Annotated in this window: 12 protein-coding genes; all 12 read left to right on the forward strand. The window is 67.7% G+C overall.

Annotated elements, in window-relative coordinates:
• The first annotated feature begins 62 nt into the window (after positions 1-62).
• The 12 genes from ACODTB_RS15430 (at position 63) to ACODTB_RS15485 (ending at position 17,312) form a co-directional block, all read left to right on the forward strand.
• Positions 63-1,223 carry a PilT/PilU family type 4a pilus ATPase gene (locus tag ACODTB_RS15430; RefSeq protein WP_291121522.1) on the forward strand — a complete coding sequence of 387 codons (1,161 nt, stop codon included), beginning with the start codon at positions 63-65 and terminating at the stop codon, positions 1,221-1,223.
• A gap of 4 nt (positions 1,224-1,227) precedes the next feature.
• Entirely contained in the window at positions 1,228-2,400 is a 1,173-nt protein-coding gene (dapE, locus tag ACODTB_RS15435; protein ID WP_291121520.1) for a succinyl-diaminopimelate desuccinylase, read from the forward strand.
• 7 nt (positions 2,401-2,407) lie between these two features.
• On the forward strand, positions 2,408-3,313 hold the full coding sequence (prmB, locus tag ACODTB_RS15440) for a 50S ribosomal protein L3 N(5)-glutamine methyltransferase (RefSeq protein WP_291121518.1): 906 nt from the start codon (positions 2,408-2,410) through the stop codon (positions 3,311-3,313).
• Positions 3,310-5,316, forward strand: a complete 2,007-nt coding sequence (locus ACODTB_RS15445) for an ABC-F family ATP-binding cassette domain-containing protein (RefSeq protein ID WP_291121516.1) — start codon at positions 3,310-3,312, stop codon at positions 5,314-5,316. Before prmB ends, ACODTB_RS15445 begins: the two co-directional genes overlap by 4 nt.
• A 107-nt stretch (positions 5,317-5,423) precedes the next feature.
• Entirely contained in the window at positions 5,424-5,672 is a 249-nt protein-coding gene (locus tag ACODTB_RS15450; RefSeq protein ID WP_291121513.1) for a GlsB/YeaQ/YmgE family stress response membrane protein, read from the forward strand.
• Positions 5,673-6,069: 397 nt separating this feature from the next.
• Positions 6,070-8,229: a cellulose biosynthesis cyclic di-GMP-binding regulatory protein BcsB gene (bcsB, locus tag ACODTB_RS15455; protein ID WP_291121510.1), complete on the forward strand. Its 2,160-nt coding sequence runs from the start codon at positions 6,070-6,072 to the stop codon at positions 8,227-8,229.
• Between the two features lie 95 nt (positions 8,230-8,324).
• Positions 8,325-9,416, forward strand: coding sequence for a cellulose synthase complex periplasmic endoglucanase BcsZ (gene bcsZ, locus ACODTB_RS15460; protein WP_291121508.1), 1,092 nt, complete (start codon positions 8,325-8,327; stop codon positions 9,414-9,416).
• On the forward strand, positions 9,395-11,290 hold the full coding sequence (locus tag ACODTB_RS15465) for a cellulose synthase subunit BcsC-related outer membrane protein (protein WP_488929462.1): 1,896 nt from the start codon (positions 9,395-9,397) through the stop codon (positions 11,288-11,290). Before bcsZ ends, ACODTB_RS15465 begins: the two co-directional genes overlap by 22 nt.
• Entirely contained in the window at positions 11,277-13,667 is a 2,391-nt protein-coding gene (bcsA, locus tag ACODTB_RS15470; RefSeq protein ID WP_488929463.1) for a UDP-forming cellulose synthase catalytic subunit, read from the forward strand. The genes ACODTB_RS15465 and bcsA overlap by 14 nt, the downstream gene beginning before the upstream one ends.
• Positions 13,664-15,241: a cellulose biosynthesis protein BcsG gene (gene bcsG, locus ACODTB_RS15475; protein ID WP_291117011.1), complete on the forward strand. Its 1,578-nt coding sequence runs from the start codon at positions 13,664-13,666 to the stop codon at positions 15,239-15,241. The genes bcsA and bcsG overlap by 4 nt, the downstream gene beginning before the upstream one ends.
• Before the next feature lie 23 nt (positions 15,242-15,264).
• The gene (locus tag ACODTB_RS15480; protein ID WP_291117013.1) at positions 15,265-16,359 is read left to right on the forward strand and encodes an HD domain-containing phosphohydrolase; all 1,095 of its coding nucleotides are present in this window, start codon (positions 15,265-15,267) and stop codon (positions 16,357-16,359) included.
• Positions 16,356-17,312, forward strand: a complete 957-nt coding sequence (locus ACODTB_RS15485; RefSeq protein ID WP_291117016.1) for a diguanylate cyclase domain-containing protein — start codon at positions 16,356-16,358, stop codon at positions 17,310-17,312. Before ACODTB_RS15480 ends, ACODTB_RS15485 begins: the two co-directional genes overlap by 4 nt.

Here is a 17,312-nt window from a genome sequence, read left to right on the forward strand (position 1 = left end):
TCTGGGCCGGCGGCCTTTCGTTGACGTGTCTCTCTCTTGTTTGATGGCATGAAAGGTTCGGTATGAGCAGCGGAACGATGGAGCGCATCCTGCGCCTGATGGCCGACAAGAAGGCTTCGGACGTGTACCTGACGGCGCACGCGCCGGCCATGATCAAGATCAACGGCCAGACCATCCCCGTCAACAGCCAGGTGCTGCCGCCGGAGGCGCCGCGCAACCTGTTGGCCGAGATCGTGCCGCCCACCCGCATGGAAGAGCTGCAGGAAACCGGCGAGCTCAACATGGCCGTGCCGCTGGAGAACCTGGGCAACTTCCGCGTCAGCGCGTTCCGCCAGCGCGGCCACGTCGCGGTGGTGATCCGATTCGTGTCGAGCGAGATCCCCCCGCTGGATTCGCTCAACGTGGCGCCCGTGCTGGCCGATCTCATCATGGAAAAACGCGGGCTCATGCTCATGGTCGGCGCCACCGGCGCCGGCAAGAGCACCACGCTGGCGGCCATGATCGACCACCGCAACGAGCGCGCCACGGGTCACATCCTGACGATCGAAGACCCGATCGAGTACGTCTACCGCAACAAGAAGTCGGTGGTGAACCAGCGCGAGATCGGGCCAGACACCGCCTCGCTGCAGGTCGCCCTGAAGAATGCCTTGCGCCAGGCGCCGGACGTGATCCTGATCGGCGAGATCCGCGACCGCGAGACCATGTCGGCCGCCATTTCCTATGCGCAGTCAGGCCACCTGTGCCTGGCCACGCTGCACGCCAGCAACAGCTACCAGGCACTCAACCGCATCCTGAGCTTCTACCCGGTCGAGGTGCGCCCCACGCTGCTGGGCGACCTGGCCGCCGCGCTGCGCGCCATCGTCTCGCAACGCCTGCTGCGCACCCACACCGGTGGGCGCGTGCCGGCGACGGAGGTGATGCTCAACACCTCGCTGATTGCCGACCTGATTCAGAAGGCCGACTTTTCGGGTGTGCGCGAAGCCATGGAGAAGTCGCTGGCCGAAGGTTCGCAAAGCTTCGAGCAGGACCTGGCCCGCCTGATCAACGATGGCCTGGTCGCGCGCAATGAGGGCCTGGCCCATGCCGATTCGCCCAACAACCTGCTCTGGCGCCTGCAGAACGACTTCAACGCCACCAAGGCGAGCGAAGCCGCGCAGGCCAGCGAAGAGGACGGGGGCGACAGCGCCACCTTCACCGAGTTCACGCTCGACGTCAAATTCTGATCCGATGACCGACACCCTGCGCCTGACCGAAGCCCTGATCGCCTGCCCCTCCGTCACCCCCTGCGACGAAGGTTGCCAGGCGCTGATCGGCGCGCGGCTGGCGCGGCTGGGCTTCGCCTGCGAGACCATCGAGAGCGGCCCGGCCGACTTTCGTGTGACCAACCTCTGGGCCCGCCTGGGCCAGGGCCGGCGGCCCACCCTGGTGTTCGCCGGCCACACCGACGTGGTGCCCACCGGCCCGCTGACCGCCTGGGCCAGCGACCCCTTCGTGCCCAGCCACCGCGACGGCAAGCTGTTCGGCCGGGGCACGGCCGACATGAAGACCTCGCTGGCGGCCATGGTGGTGGCCTGCGAAGAGTTCGTGGCCGCGAACCCGGCGCCCGCCATCGACGTGGCCTTCCTGCTCACGAGCGACGAGGAAGGCCCCGCGCTGGACGGCACGGTGATCGTCTGCAATACCCTCCAACAGCGCGGCGAGCGGCTGGACTGGTGCATCGTGGGTGAGCCGACCTCGGTCGAGCGCACCGGCGACATGATCAAGAACGGGCGCCGCGGGACCATGAGCGGCAAGCTCACCGTCAAGGGCATCCAGGGCCACATTGCCTACCCCCACCTGGCGAAGAACCCGATCCACCTCGCCGCCCCCGCGCTGGCCGAACTCGCGGCCACGGTATGGGACGGAGGCAATGAATTCTTCCCGCCGACCAGCTGGCAGGTCAGCAACATCCACGGCGGCACCGGCGCGAGCAATGTGATCCCGGGCACGGTGGTGATCGATTTCAATTTCCGTTTCTCCACCGAGTCCACGCCCGAGGGCCTTCAGCAGCGGGTGGGCGAGCTGCTGCAGCGGCACGGCCTGCAGCCCGGCGCCGACTTCGATCTCGACTGGACGCTCGGAGGCCGGCCCTTCCTCACGCCACCGGGCACGCTGGTCGACGCGGTGCGCGCGGCCATCCACGACGAGGTCGGCGTGGCCACCACGCTGTCCACCACCGGCGGCACCAGCGACGGCCGCTTCATCGCGCAGGTCTGCCCACAGGTGATCGAGCTGGGCCCGCCCAACGCCACCATCCACAAGATCGACGAGCACGTGGCCCTGGCCGACATCGAACCGCTCAAGAACATCTACCGCCGCACGCTGGAGCATCTCGACGCCCTGGCCCGTGCGCCTGCTTGAGCCCACCGTGAACCTGAACGAACTCCTCATCCAAGCCCGCCAACGCCTGGAGGCCGCGCAGCTGGCCTATGGCCACGGCACGACCAACGCCCAGGACGAGGCCGCCTGGCTGGTCCTCTGGCAACTCGGCCTGCCGCTGGACAGCGACCTGGAAGCCCTGGCCAGGCGCCGCGTGACGACCGAAGAACAGTCCGCCGTGCTGGCCCTGATCCAGCGCCGCATCGACACGCGCGAGCCCGCGGCCTACCTCACCGGCGAGGCCTGGCTGCAGGGCGTGCCCTTCTACGTGGACCGGCGGGCCATCGTGCCGCGCAGCTTCATCGCCGAACTGCTGGCCGAAGGCTCGATCGACCCCTGGCTGGACGAGCGGTCCCGCGATGTACTCGACCTGTGCACCGGCAACGGCAGCCTGGCCGTGCTTGCCGCCATGGCCTACCCCGATGTGCGTGTCACCGGCGCCGACATTTCGCCCGATGCGCTGGCCGTGGCCCGCATCAACGTGGATCGGCATGGGCTGCAGCACCGCATCCGGCTGGTCGAGTCCGACGGGCTGACCGCCTGCCGCGGCCCCTGGGACCTGATCCTGTGCAACCCACCCTACGTGAGCGCGCAGAGCATGGCCACGCTGCCGCCCGAGTACCTGGCCGAGCCCGGTCTGGCGCTGGACGGCAACACGGCCGGCAGCCGCGACGGCATGGACTTCGTGCGCACCCTGCTGCGCGACGCGGCGCGCTGCCTGAAGCCTGCCGGTGTGCTGGTGCTCGAAATCGGCAATGAACGCGGGCATTTCGAAGCGGCCTTCCCTCAGCTCGAAGCCATCTGGCTCGAAACCAGCGCAGGCGACAACCAGGTCCTGCTGCTCACCCTTGAATCCCTTTTGGCGCTGCCCATCTCGCAGGCGCCCGCTCCATGATCACTTTGAAGAATGTTGTCCTTCGCCGCGGGGCGAAGGTCTTGCTCGATGGCGCCTCCTGCACCATCAACCCCGGGGAAAAAGTCGGCCTGGTGGGCCGCAACGGCGCCGGCAAGTCCAGCCTGTTCCGCCTGCTCGATGGCACCCTGCACGAAGACAAGGGGGACTTCTACGTGCCCCCGCAATGGCGCATGGCGCAGGTCGCGCAGGACATGCCCGAGACCGACATGTCCGCCACGCAGTTCGTCATCGAAGGCGACTCCACGCTGCTCAAAGCCCAGCAGGAAGTGACCGCCGCCGAAGACAGCGGTGATGGCGAGCGCATGGCCCACGCCTACATGGCCTTGCACGATGCCGGCGCGCACGACGCGCCCGCGCGTGCTCAGGCCCTGATCCTCGGCCTGGGTTTCCGCACAGACGAGCTGGAGCGCCCGGTCGACAGCTTCTCCGGCGGCTGGCGCATGCGCCTGCAGCTCGCGCGCGCCCTCATGTGCCCCAGCGAACTGCTGCTGCTCGACGAACCCACCAACCACTTGGACCTGGACGCCCTGGTCTGGCTCGAAGCTTGGCTCAAGCGCTACGACGGCACCCTGCTCGTGATCAGCCACGACCGCGAGTTCCTCGATGCCATCACCAACGTCACCGTGCACATCGAGCGTGCGCTGCTCAACCGCTATGGCGGCAACTACAGCCGCTTCGAGGACATGCGCGCCGAGCAGATGGCGCTGCAGGCCACGTCGTACGCGCGCCAGCAGGAGAAGATGGCCCACCTGCAGAAGTTCATCGACCGCTTCAAGGCCAAGGCCAGCAAGGCCAAGCAGGCGCAGAGCCGGGTCAAGGCGCTGGAGCGCATGGAGAAGATCGGGCCCGTGCTCGCCGAGGCCGACTTCAACTTCGAATTCAGCGAACCGCAGAACCTGCCCAACCCCATGCTGGCCATGGAAGGCGTCACCTTCGGCTACCCACCGCGCGAGCCCGGCGGCGAGCCGGTGGCCATCGTGCGCGGCATCAGCCGCTCGGTGCTGGCCGGCCAGCGCATCGGCATCCTGGGCGCCAACGGCCAGGGCAAGTCCACGGTGGTCAAGACCATCGCCCGCGATCTGCAGGCGCTGGCGGGCCAGATCACCGAAGGCAAGGGCCTCAACATCGGCTACTTCGCCCAGCAGGAACTCGACGTGCTGCGCCCCGCCGACACCCCGCTGGAGCACATGATCCGCCTGGTGCGCGACTGCACCGCGCAAGGGCGCCTGAGCGGCCAGCCCACGCGCGAGCAGGACCTGCGCAGCTTCCTGGGCAACTTCAACTTCACGGGCGACCAGGTCAAGCAGAGTGTGGGCAGCATGAGCGGCGGCGAAAAGGCGCGGCTGGTGCTGTGCATGATCGTCTGGCAACGCCCCAACCTGCTGCTGCTCGACGAGCCCACCAACCACCTGGACCTGGCCACACGCGAAGCCCTGTCCGTGGCGCTCAACGAATTCGAAGGCACCGTCATGCTGGTCAGCCACGATCGCGCCCTGCTGCGCGCCGTGTGCGACGAGTTCTGGCTGGTCTCGCGCGGTGGCATCGAACCCTTTGACGGCGACCTCGACGACTACCAGCGCTACCTGCTCGACGTGGCCAAGCAGTCGCGCGAGGCGCAACGCCAGGAGCAGCGTGGGCAGTCGCGCAGCCCCGCGCCACCGCCCGCAGCCGCTCCGGTGGCCGCCCCCAAGGCGCCGGAGCCCGCTCGCACGCCGGAACAGAAGCGCCAGGACGCGCAGCGCCGCCAGCAGGTGGCGGAAAAGACCAAGCCCTTGAAAAAGGAACTCGAACAAACCGAGAAGCGCATGGCGCAACTCGCCCAGGAGAAAACGCGCCTGGAAGCCGCCATGAGCCAGCCCGCCAGCCCGGCCGACATCGCCGAATCGGGCCGCCGCCTCAAGGCCGTGAACGATGAGAACGACACGCTGGAGGCGCGCTGGCTGGAACTGCACGAGGCGATCGAGGCGGCGGCAGCCGCCTGAGCCGGGCGGGACAACCCTGTAGGCCCTGGCGGGAGGCGCTGGAGTATCCTGTGCAAGCCGGTCAAGCGGACCGGCCTTTCTCACACAAACCAGGAGGGTCCCTCAACATGATGTCCATTCTCGGCACGCTTTTCATCGGTCTCATTGCCGGCTTCATCGCCCGCGCGCTCAAGCCCGGCGACGATGGCATGGGCTGGATCATGACCGCCATCCTCGGTGTGGCAGGCGCCTTCGTCGCCGGCTACCTGGGCTCCACGCTCGGCTTCTACCAACAGGGCGAGCCGGTAGGCTTCATCGCCTCCGTCATCGGTGCGATCCTGCTGCTGGTGATCTACGGCTTCTTCAAGAAGAAGTGAACTTTGCGGGTCCATCGCGGCTGGCATGAAACCCCCACGTCTCCATCACCGGATCTGGCACGGTCGTCGGGTGTGGGGGCCGTGGCTGGGAGCCTCAAAAGTGCGCTTGGGCCATGAAAACAAGCATCTGATTCCCGAATAGGAGCGCTTCATTCTCCTGTGACTGCTGTGCGCATGGCCTGCGATATGGTTCGCAGCCATTCGCCCCATGCCCCAGCGTCCAGTGCCCCTCCTCCTCGCCGCTCCTACCCCGTTTACCCGTTCCATCCCCGTTTCCACTTTCTCCCGCGGCCTGCGACTGACACTCGTGCTCGCCGGCATCTGGGCTGCCTCGCAGGGCCCCGCCTGGGCCCAGCCCCCTTCTCCTCCACCTGAGAACACCGACGCCTGGCGCACCGTGCAACTGCCATTGCGGCAGCTCACGGGCAACCGCCTGACGCTTCGGGGCGCGCACAGCGAGCAACGCATCCACCTGGGCGTGCGACTCGATGAAATGGTGGTGCGCGCCCGCCTGAACCTCGCAGTCACGCCCTCCCCGGCCCTGCTGCCCACCCTGTCCCACCTTCAGGTCCGCCTCAACGACAAACTGTTGTCCGTCGTTCCCATTCGCGCGGACCACTCGGGTGAGCGGATCGTGCGGACCATCGAACTCGACCCGCGTCTGTTCGTGGACGACAACTGGCTCAGCCTGCGCCTGGTCGGGCACTACACCCTGGCGTGCGAAGACCCGCTGCACAACAGCCTGTGGGCCGAAGTGGATGTGGACGCGACGGGCTTCGAACTCGCGATCCGACCGCTCGCCCTGGAAGACGAGCTGGCCCTGTTTCCCGCGCCCTGGTTCGATCGCCGTGGCGCCGGCCGTGTCGAGGTGCCCATGGTCCTCGGGCCCCAGCCGGACCGCGACCGCCTGAGCACCGCGTCCATCATGGCCTCGTGGCTGGGCTCGCTCGCGGGGGAGCGCGGCGCGGTCTTCCCGGTGCGGCGCGACCGCCTGCCCGATCGCCATGCCATCGTGCTGGTCAGCCCGCAACAACCAGGCCCCGAAGGCCTTGAACTGCCCGAGGCACTGGGCCCCACGGTGCGGCTGATGCGCCATCCGAAACTGCCCCACGTCAAACTGCTGGTGCTGCAAGGGCGCAACGAGCAGGAGCTCCGCACGGCGGCCCTGGGCCTGATCCTCGGCCGCCAGGCCATGAGCGGGAGCACGGTCCTGGTTCACGAGCTCGCGCCGATCCCCGTCCGCCCGCCCTACGACGCGCCCAACTGGGTCGCCACGGACAAGCCCGTTCGCCTGGGGGAGCTGGTGCCGGAGCGCGCCGCGCTCCAACTCCAGGGCGCCCATCCCGACGCCGTGCGGGTGCGCTGGCGCACACCGCCCGATCTTTGGCAAGGCCCAGGCCGCAGCGCGCTGCTGAACCTGCGCTACCGCACCGCCGTGCCCGCGCCAACGGACCACGCGCTCATGAGTCTGGCACTCAACGACAGCTTCGTGCGCGCCTGGCGCCTGGCCGCCGCTTCTTCCTCAGACGCCCTGGGCGGACTGGGCCGATGGCTGGGTGACGCGGACGAGGCGTCGGGGTCGGTGCGCGTGCAGCTCCCCGAGTTCCAGCCACGACAAAGCAACACGCTCGAAGTGCAACTGCCACTGGGCATGAAGCCCCAGGCCGGCGACTGCGCCTGGCGCGCCGAGTCCACCCGGGCCTCGGTGGACGCCGAGTCCACGCTGGATTTCTCGGCACTGCCGCATTTCCTGCAGATGCCCGATCTGGCGGCTTTCGCAGGAGCGGGCTTTCCTTTCACGCGTTACGCGGATCTGGCCCAAACCGCCATCGTGTTGCCCCCACAACCTGACGACCACGAGATCGAAACCCTGCTGGCGGTGATGGGCAGTTTCGGCCGATGGACCGGCACGCCCGCCTGGCACTTCGAGATCACCACGCCCGACAGGCTTGAGCAGGTCCGTGACCGCGACCTCCTGCTGGTCGGTGGGCCGCAGTTGCACACCTTGCTCAAGGGTTGGCAGAAGGGTCCGATGCTTGCGCTCGACGCCCATCGCAGGGACACGCGCGGTCCAGCCACTCAGGTGGCCGGCTGGCGCTCCTGGCTGCGCCCTGCCCGTGAAGGCGCCGACACGCCGGCGAACCCACCGCTGGCCCCACTCCAGGTGGAAGCACCTGGCAGCTTGGCGGTGATCGCCGGCTTCGAGTCGCCCCTGCAGGCCGGCCGATCGGTGGTGGCCTTGAGCAGCGATCAGACCCTGGGCCTGAACTGGATATCGGCCGCCCTGCTCAAGTCCGCGCAAGCTGCACAAATCCAGGGGGGGCTTACCGTGGTTCGCGAGCAGGAGGTGCGGTCCTACGAGAGTGCGTCCGTCTATCACACCGGCCAACTTCCCTGGACAGCACGCATGTCCCTGTTCCTGTCCATGTATCCCTGGCTGGCGGCCGCGGCCCTGGCCCTGGCATTGGGCCTGCTGGTGTGGGCGGCCCGCATCCGCCTCAAGCTGTACGCTGCGCGGCGCCTCAAGACCACCAGGGTGACACCGACCGAGCCATGACACCACCGACACGGTCCATCCGGCTCCACCGAGTCACCCGCTGGGGCCGTGGCGCAACAGGCGCCCTGGCCCTGGCGATCGCAGGCCTGCCCGGAATGTCGCTGGCCGCTCCCTGTGCCGACTGGCCCTTGTGGGAGTCCTTTCGCAAGACCTACATCAGCCCCGATGCGCGGGTGCAGGATCTTGACCAGCCCCACAAGCCCACGGTTTCGGAAGGACAGGCGTACGCACTGTTCTTCGCCCTGGTCGCGGGTGACAGGCAGCAGTTCTCGAGCTTGCTCGAGTGGACCCGGAACAACCTGGCCCGAGGCAACCTGCACCAGTTCGCCCCCGGCTGGCATTGGGGACGATCGGCCTCGGGCCAGTGGGTACTGCTCGACAGCAACCCCGCCAGCGACGCCGACCTGTGGCTGGCCTACACCCTTCTGGCGGCAGGCCAGCTCTGGCACGACGAGGCCTACACGCGGCTGGGACAAAGCCTCGCAGCCCGCCTGCTGCGGGACGCCAGCGCCGTGTTGCCTGCCTTGGGGCGCAGCCTGCTGCCCGCTCCGATCGGCTTTCAAGTTGGACCCGACCGATGGCGCCTCAACCCAAGCTATGCCCCGGTGCCCTTGCTCCGGGGCCTGTCCGCCTTCACGGGCCAGCACGCATGGCTGGAAATGGTCGAACCCACCTTGCGCCTGATGGTGGAATCCGCGCCGCACGGCATCTCGCCCGAATGGGCGATCTGGGATGCCCGCAGCGGGTGGCACGCCGACCCGCAAAGCGACGGGATGGGCAGCTACAACGCGATCCGCACGTACCTCTGGACGGGTCTGTCCCTCAACGACCCCGCTTTCGAACGGCTCGCGCTGGCATTCCTTCCCTGGTTGCACTGGGTGGGCCAAAACGGCCATGCCCCGGAAGCACTCAACGCGGCCACCTGCTTCAGCACGGAGCAGACGCCCCGGGAGGGTCCTACGGGGTTCGATGTCGCGGCGCTGGTGTTGGCCGACAGCCTGGGCTTCACCACCCTGAAGCGGCACTTGCAGACGAGGATCGACGCCAGCCTGTCGCGCCAGTCGCCCGGCTACTACAGCCATGCGCTGGCCCTCTTCGGGCTGGGCTGGATGGAGGGTCGCTACCGGTTCACGCCCCAAGGAGCACTGCTCCTGCCGGACAGCGCATGCGAGCCACGGGGACGGTGATGCGTGTGGCCCTCGTGCTGCTGGTGTGGGGCCTGTGGCTGCCTGGATCTCACGCGAAAGCACCGGCCGATGCGCCCGAGGTGCGGCAGTTGCTCGAGAGCGCCCAGTATTGGGCCGGACGCCAGCGGCCGGACTTGGTTCGCCAACTGATGCGCAAGCTGCTGGCCATCCAGCCGCGCCACCCCGAGGCGCTGGAAACGCTGGGCCTGGCGGCCAACCCAGGCTCACCGCCGCGGCGGGGTGCGCTGGCGCCCGCCAACTCACGGGTGCCAACCACGTCCACCCGACCCAGAACGGCGCGGCCCGCGCCATCAGCGCTCGCACTGGCAAGGGCCGCGCGAACACCCATCGCGCAGCCTGCACAAGCTGTGATCGCCCATGTGCCGCCAGCCGCCCTGCCCGAGGCGCCCGCCGACGCAGGTATCCCCCGGGTCGACGTGGGTGAAGCACGGGCGGAAGAAGAACCACCCGCCCGCGCTGAACCGGATCTTCAAGCGGTGTGGGAGGCCCTGGATCAGCGCCGCGCCGCGGACGGGGTGCGGCTCGGACGGGCGCTCAGCGAACGGTATCCCGAGCGCCCCGATGTCACCCGCGCCCTCGCCTTGGCGCTGCGGGATGCAGGCTTGCGCGGCGAGGCTCGCCTGGGCCTCGAACAGGCCGTGCGGCAATCGCTGGAGGCACCGGCCTCTCTTCAATGGGTGGCCCGGGAATCCCGAAACGCCTTGCAGGCATTGGACGCACGCCGACAACCCGAAGTGGCCACGGGACTGACCTGGGTGTACAAGCCCGGCGATGAGGCCGTCTCGCGGCTGGACTCCCGGGTCGCGAGCCTGCGGGTGCGCCAGCCCTGGGGCGACCATGGCCATTGGTTCGGGCAGCTTGACTCGGTCCGGCTGGAAGCCGGGCGAGCGGACGCCGCACAGCTCATCCGCTCGGGCGACTGGGGCAGCGCCGCATTGCGGCAACCGCCGAGTCCAGGCGGAACGCCCATGCACGCCCACGCCCAGGGCCGCGCCCTGGTGATCGGCTATGAAGCCGACCGTTGGCGCGCCGACATCGGCACCACGCCGCTCGGCTTTGAATTCGCCGGCCTCGCCGCGGGCCTGGACCTGAAGGGCCGCGTGGGCTCGGCGGACTGGGGCGTCTCGCTGGCCCACCGCCCCGTCACAGGAAGCCTGCTGTCCTACGGCGGCCAACGCGACCTGTTTTCGGGCATCCGCTGGGGTGCGGTGCGCCGAACGTCGGCACTTTTGCAATTGGCCACCACCTGGAGGGGGCTGGAGCCTTTTGCCCAACTCGAATGGGCGACCTACCGCGGACACGAGGTTCTGCCCAACCGCGAGCAAGCGGCCGCCATGGGCGTGGACTGGGCCCTGAGCCGTGGTGCGGACCACTATCTGGCCGTGGGTCCGGTGCTTCGCCTGCGCGCCTTCGACAACAACCAGAACCACTACAGCGTGGGTCATGGTGGCTACTACAGCCCCCAACGCAGCACCACGGTGAGCGTTCCGGTGCAGGCGGCGATGCGCGGCACCGATCTTTCCTGGGTGGTTCGCGTGGCGCCATCCTGGAGCCAGTCGAGCACCACGAGCGCGCCGCGCTTCCCTACGCGAGCCGACCTTCAGGCCCAGGCCGCCGCACAGGGCCAAGGCACGTATGGCAGCAGCCGTGGGCCGGGTGCCGGCTGGGCATGGCAAAGCACATGGGAGTACCGCATGAACGCGCACTGGACCACCGGTTTTCGGGTGGCGGCCGAGCGTTCACCCGACTACGCCAAGGAGCAGGTTCACCTCTACCTGCGATGGCAAGAGAAACCCCAGCGCGGTCCCGTGCCCCTGTGGCCTTCAACGGTGATGCCCCATGCTGGCGTTTGAACCTTTCCCCCGCAGCGCCCATCGTCTGCCGACCCACTGGCGCCTGAGCCTGTGGGTGCTGCGTCCTCGGGCTCTCGCAGCCCTGCTGCGCTGGACCGGCGCCGTGTTGTCGGGGCCCGAGCGTGCCGCGCTGAAAGCGCTGCAGGAGCCCAGCAAGCCCGTGACCGGGTACCAGCCTGCGCGCCTCGCCGCCGCGCGCAGGCGCCTCCCAGCCAGCCGCAAGGCCGCCGAGCACCCCTGGATGGCCCATCCGCCCGAGCTGGCCTGGCGGGTCGCGACCTGCCTGGGGCTGTTCGTCCTGATGGCGATGGTGCTCACGCCCACATCGAACGCGCAGCAGTGCCTGCTGGGGGCTGCCTTGCTGGCCGTGGCCGGGTTGTGCGCCGGGGCGCCCAGGGGTTCCGATGACCGCTCACAGGTGCTGCTCCTCATGGGGATTTCCGTGCTGCTCGCGGGCCGATACGCCTGGTGGCGGGTCACGCAAACCCTGCAGTTCAATGGTGTTGCGGAAACCGTGGTCGGCCTGTTGCTGCTCACGGCCGAGGTCTACTACTGGCTGGTGCTGCTGCTCAGCCACGCGCAGGCGGCGTGGCCCCTGCGGCGCACGAAAGCACCGGTCCACCGGCCCGCGGCCGAACTGCCGCATGTGGACGTCTTCATCCCCACCTACAACGAGCCGCTGCACGTGGTGCGCCCCACCCTGCTGGCGGCCCAGAACCTGGACTGGCCGGCCGACAAGTTGCACATCCATTTGCTCGACGACGGCCGGCGCGACGAATTCGAGGCCTTCGCCCGCGCCGTGGGCGTGAACTACGTGCGCCGCACGGACAACCGCCACGCCAAAGCCGGCAACATCAACCACGCACTGGGGCGGACATCGGGCGAATTCGTCGCCATCTTCGACTGCGACCACATCCCGGTGCGGGACTTCCTGCGCGCCACCATGGGTTGGCTGGTCGACAAGCCCGACTGCGCCATGGTGCAGACGCCGCATCACCTGTTCTCACAAGACCCCATGGAGCGCAACACGCGCCTGGAACGCGGCATCCCCAACGAAGGAAAACTCTTCTACGGACCTGTACAGAGCGGCAATGATCTCTGGAACGCCACCTTTTTCTGCGGGTCGTGCGCTGTCCTGCGCCGCAGCGCCCTGGAGGCCATCGGCGGGATCGCGGTGGAAACCGTCACCGAAGACGCGCACACCGCGCTGAAACTGCATCGCCTCGGCTACACGACCACCTACCTCCCGCGCATCCTCGCCGCAGGACTCGCCACGGAGAGTCTCGCCGGCCACATCGGACAGCGCATCCGCTGGGCGCGGGGCATGGCCCAGATCTTCCGGCTCGACAACCCCCTGCGAGGCAAGGGGCTCACCCTGATGCAGCGCCTGTGCTACTGCAACGCCATGCTGCACTTCTTCAACGGCTTGCCTCGTCTGATCCTGTTGACCGCACCCATCGCCTACCTCGTCTTCGGCCTGCAGTTGCTCGATGCCGCCGTGCCCACGCTGATGGCCTACCTGCTGCCGCACCTGCTGATGGGAAAGATTTTCGAGAAGCGGGTGATGGGACCGTTTCGCGCTTCCTCCTGGGGCAGCGTGTACGAAACCGTGCTCGCCTGGTACATCATGCGCCCCACCCTCGTGGCGCTCATCGCGCCGCGCCTGGGCCGCTTCAATGTCACAGCCAAAGGCGGCCGCATCGAACACGAATTCTTCGACTGGCACATCGCCACACCCTACGTCGTTCTCATCTCAGCCAACCTGCTCGCCTTGCTCTTCGGCGTGGCCAGCCTGATGGAGACCGGCCGGCTCGACAGCGCCGCGGTGTCTCTGAACATGGGGTGGGCGGTGTTCAACCTCCTGCTGCTGGGCGTCGCGGTGCGCGTGGCCACCGAGACCCGCCAAGTCCGAAGCGCGCCACGGATCCGGCTCGCCCACCGCCTGCCGGCCCGGCTGCAGGTGAACGGCGCTTCGCTACACCATGCCAGCCTGGTCGATTTCTCGCTCGAAGGCGTGGGACTGGAGATCCTGGCGGCTCTGCCCTGTCAACCGGGCCAGGCTTGCCATGCGCACCTGCACGACGGGCGGGCCTGGCATGCATTCCCCGCCACCATTTCCCGCGTTCGCGGCACCTCGCTGGGCGTCCGGATCGATCCGCTCGACATCGCCGAGCAACGCGCGCTCATGGCCTGCACTTTCTCGCGCCCCGATCTTTGGCGCCGACAGTCCGCGCTGCGCCACCGCGACCGTCCCGGGTGGGAGCTGTGGCAGTTGCTGCGCACCGGCGTGAATGGCTATCTGCACGTGTTCATGCTGGTTCTGCGCGACGCGAAGCACCGCATCGTCAACCGATGGAACCGGGAGAGCGCACCGTGATCTGGCATCTCTACTTCGCGTCCAAACTGGGGTTGGCCGCGCAAGACCTCCTGCACCTGCAGGTGTGGCTGAACTTTCCTCTGGCCCTGATCGCCTACTGGCCATTGCCGCGCCGCCGCTGGCGCCTGGCCCGTGCGCTGTTGGCCTGGCCTGCGGCGCTCGCCCTGGTGCTCCATGAAGCCGGGATCGGTCTGAGCGGGCGTCTGCTGCTGCAGCTGGGTCAGCTGTCCGGTTTTTCGTCGGGCTATGCCCTGGAGCTGGGCCTTCGCCTGCTCGACGTCCATGCACTGCCCGCGCTGGTGGTCCTGCTGCTGACCTGCCTCTGGCTCAATCGATGGCTGCGGCTGGACGTCCTGCTGTGCCTCGCGCTGCTGACACTGCCCTTGTCAAACGTCCTGCAACGTGTCGTCGAGGCCGGCGCTTCCGAGGTGGAGGCCCGGACCGCCGCGCCCGGAGGGCCGGCCATGGATCCGCAGGCGAAGGTACGGGACTTCTGGCAAGGCGAGCAGCAACGCAGCTACCCGTTCGCGCCGGGTCGGCAACCCCCTTTCGACGTCGTGCTGTTGCATGTGTGCTCCCTGTCCTGGGACGACCTCGATGCCCTGGGCTTGGGTGGCAGGGATGTGTTTGGCCGGTTCGACCTTGTGTTCGATCAGTTCAACTCGGTCACCAGCTACAGCGGCCCTTCCATGCTGCGCCTGATGCGTGCGAACTGTGGGCAGATGCCCCACGACACGCTCTACAAGCCCGCGCCCGACCGGTGCGGCCTGTTGCAGCAACTCCATCTGGCCGGCTATCAGGTTCAGGCCTATCTCAACCACGATGGCCAGTTCGATGGATTTGCCGAGGCCCTCCAGGGCGAAACCACGGTCAGGATCCAGACGCCGGTTCGCTGGCCAGGCACGCCGGCGGCCATGAAAGCCTTCGATGGCTCGCCGATCGCCGGCGACCATGCGGCGCTGACCGCCTGGCGCACCAGCCTGAGTGCATCGGCACCGCCCCAGGCGCTCTACTACAACACCGTCACCCTGCACGACGGCAACCGTGTGCCCGATGCGCCCGCGCTGGACATGATGGACAGCTACCGCCAGCGCCTCGAGGTCCTGCTGCACGACATCGACCGCTTCATCGGGGACATCGAGCGCTCCGGGCGTCCCACGCTCGTCGTGCTGATGCCGGAACACGGCGCGGCCTTGCGCAAGGGCGCGCAACACATTGCGGGTCTGCGCGAGACCCCCTGGCCCGAGATCACGCGCGTGCCGGTGGCCGTCAAGCTCATCGGTCTGGACGCGCAACGGCCGGCCGATCTGGTTCACCCCATCCGGGTGTCCGGACCCACCAGCTACCTGTCGTTCGCGGCGCTCCTGACGGACCTCATGGCCCAATCCGATCCGTGGCAAGTGCTTCGGGCCGCGCCGCAGGCGCTGCCCCGCGTGGCCTTCGTCTCGGACAACGGCGAAACCCTCGTCACGCTCGATGAAAAAGCCATGTGGCTGCGCACGGCCTCCAGCGGCTGGCAACACCTGTCGCAGCCTGAAGCCCCTGCACCACGAACTCACCGGGAGGAACCTTGATGCGCGAAATTTCACCGCCTCGGATGCCACACATCCTCGTCATCGACGACTCGCGCGAGATGCTGGACCACCTGGGAATGATGCTTGCGCCCAACTACGAGCTCAGCCAGGCCGACAACGGCGAAACGGGCCTGGCCATCGCCATGGAGCGCCTGCCCGACCTCATCCTGCTCGACGTGTGCATGGAAGGCACGGACGGCTACACCGTGTGCGAACGCCTGAAGGAACAGGCCTCGACGCGCCACATTCCCGTGGTTCTCATGTCGGCGTACATCGACACCGAGGGGGAGGCGCGAGCCTTCGAGGTGGGCGCGTCCGATTGCCTGCGAAAGCCCATCAACGAACGGATTGCGGCCTCCCGCATCCAGGTGCAGCTGTCGCTGAAAGCCGCCCAGGATCTCAACCGCGATCGAGAGGCGGCACTCGAACAGGAAGTCCGACGACGCACCGAACACATCGAGCTCACCCAGCATGTCGCTCTGCTGGCGCTGGTCAATCTGGCCCGCACACGGGACACGGAGACCGGTGGCCACATCGTGCGCACGCAGGCCTACGTTCGCATGCTGGCAGAGCGGCTTCGCGAGCACCCCCGCTTCAGCGCCGAACTGACGCCCAACGCCATCCGGTTGATCACGCAATCCGCTCCCTTGCACGACATCGGCAAGATCGGCATTCCCGATCACATCCTGCGCAAGCCGGGCGCCCTCACGCCCGAGGAAATGACCATCATGCGCACCCACACCACGCTGGGGCTGCAGGCGCTGGAGGACGCCGAAAGGCTGTACGACCGGCGCGTCGACTTCCTCCGCTATGCCAAGGACATCGTCATCGGCCACCATGAACGGTGGGACGGCAAAGGCTACCCCTACGGGCTCAAGGGCGACGCCATTCCCGTGGCCGCCAGGCTCATGGCGGTGGCCGACGTCTTCGACGCGCTCATCTCCAAGCGGGTCTACAAGGAGGCATTTCCGCAGAAAGTCGCCTTCGACATCATTCAACAGGGCAGCGGCACGCAGTTCGATCCGGACATCGTCGATGCGTTTGTGGATCTGAGCGAGCGGTTCGCCGAAATCGTGCACATCCATCGAGATGGCGAGAGATCGTCCGTGGCCGCATGATCGACTACCACCTGCCCTTGCTCAACACCTCGGAGGCCGTCCTGGTAATGTCGGAGGATCTGCGGCTCGAATTCGCCAATCCCGCGGCCTTGCGCATGATGGGTTTTGAAGGGGCAACCCCCACCGACATGTCGCTGAGGCACATGCTCGACGATCGCAGCGCCGCCCTGGCCGCCACCATCGAAAGTCATCTGGTGGTCCAGGGCCATTGGAACGGCGACATCTGGCTGCGACGCACCGATGCGGGATCCTTGCCCGTGCGGCTGGTGGTGGACCGCTATCACGACGCGAACGGCTTCCGACATGCCTGCGTCATGTCCGACATCTCCCAACGCAAGCAGACCGAAGCACGCCTCATCGAGCTCTCGCAACATGACTCCCTGACGGGCTTGTTCAACCGCTCCCATTTCATGCAGCAGCTGGACGCCCACTTGAACCTCCTGTGCCACGAGGAGCTGCAATACGCGCTGCTCTTCGTGGACGTGGACGACCTCAAGCACATCAACGACACCCTCGGCCACCACATCGGCGACTTGTGTCTGTGCGAAGTGGCCCGTCGCCTGGGGGTGGCCGTGCGGCACAGTCAGCATGCGGGCGCCCACCCGGCTGCGTCCGAGCCGCTGGTGGCACGCATCGGCGGCGACGAGTTCGTGATCCTGCTCTCCATCGCCGAGTGCGACCAGGCACGGCGCATCGCCACCAGCATCAGTGAGCTGATGAACGTGCCCTGGCAGCCTGACGAGCGCCACCAGCTGGTCATCAGCACCTCCATCGGCATCGCCTACGCACCTCTGCACGGCCGCTCCAGCAAGACGCTGCTGCAGCTGGCGGACCGAGCGATGTACCACGCCAAGAACTCCCGCAAGGGCTCCGTGCACGAGTTCATCCAGCAGCACACTCAAGTCCCCCTGCGCTTCGACACCGGGTTCGACGTGCTTCCTTCCGAGGATTGA

This window comes from Hydrogenophaga sp. FG152, from assembly GCF_057809615.1.

Excerpts from the sequence above, each read along its gene's own strand:
- ACODTB_RS15480 (WP_291117013.1), top strand. The coding sequence starts at position 15,265 with ATGCCACACATCCTCGTCATCGACGACTCGCGCGAGATGCTGGACCAC.
- bcsZ (WP_291121508.1), top strand. The coding sequence starts at position 8,325 with ATGTCGCTGGCCGCTCCCTGTGCCGACTGGCCCTTGTGGGAGTCCTTT.
- ACODTB_RS15445 (WP_291121516.1), top strand. The coding sequence starts at position 3,310 with ATGATCACTTTGAAGAATGTTGTCCTTCGCCGCGGGGCGAAGGTCTTG.
- bcsA (WP_488929463.1), top strand. The coding sequence starts at position 11,277 with ATGCTGGCGTTTGAACCTTTCCCCCGCAGCGCCCATCGTCTGCCGACC.
- ACODTB_RS15465 (WP_488929462.1), top strand. The coding sequence starts at position 9,395 with ATGCGAGCCACGGGGACGGTGATGCGTGTGGCCCTCGTGCTGCTGGTG.
- ACODTB_RS15430 (WP_291121522.1), top strand. The coding sequence starts at position 63 with ATGAGCAGCGGAACGATGGAGCGCATCCTGCGCCTGATGGCCGACAAG.
- ACODTB_RS15485 (WP_291117016.1), top strand. The coding sequence starts at position 16,356 with ATGATCGACTACCACCTGCCCTTGCTCAACACCTCGGAGGCCGTCCTG.
- ACODTB_RS15450 (WP_291121513.1), top strand. The coding sequence starts at position 5,424 with ATGATGTCCATTCTCGGCACGCTTTTCATCGGTCTCATTGCCGGCTTC.
- dapE (WP_291121520.1), top strand. The coding sequence starts at position 1,228 with ATGACCGACACCCTGCGCCTGACCGAAGCCCTGATCGCCTGCCCCTCC.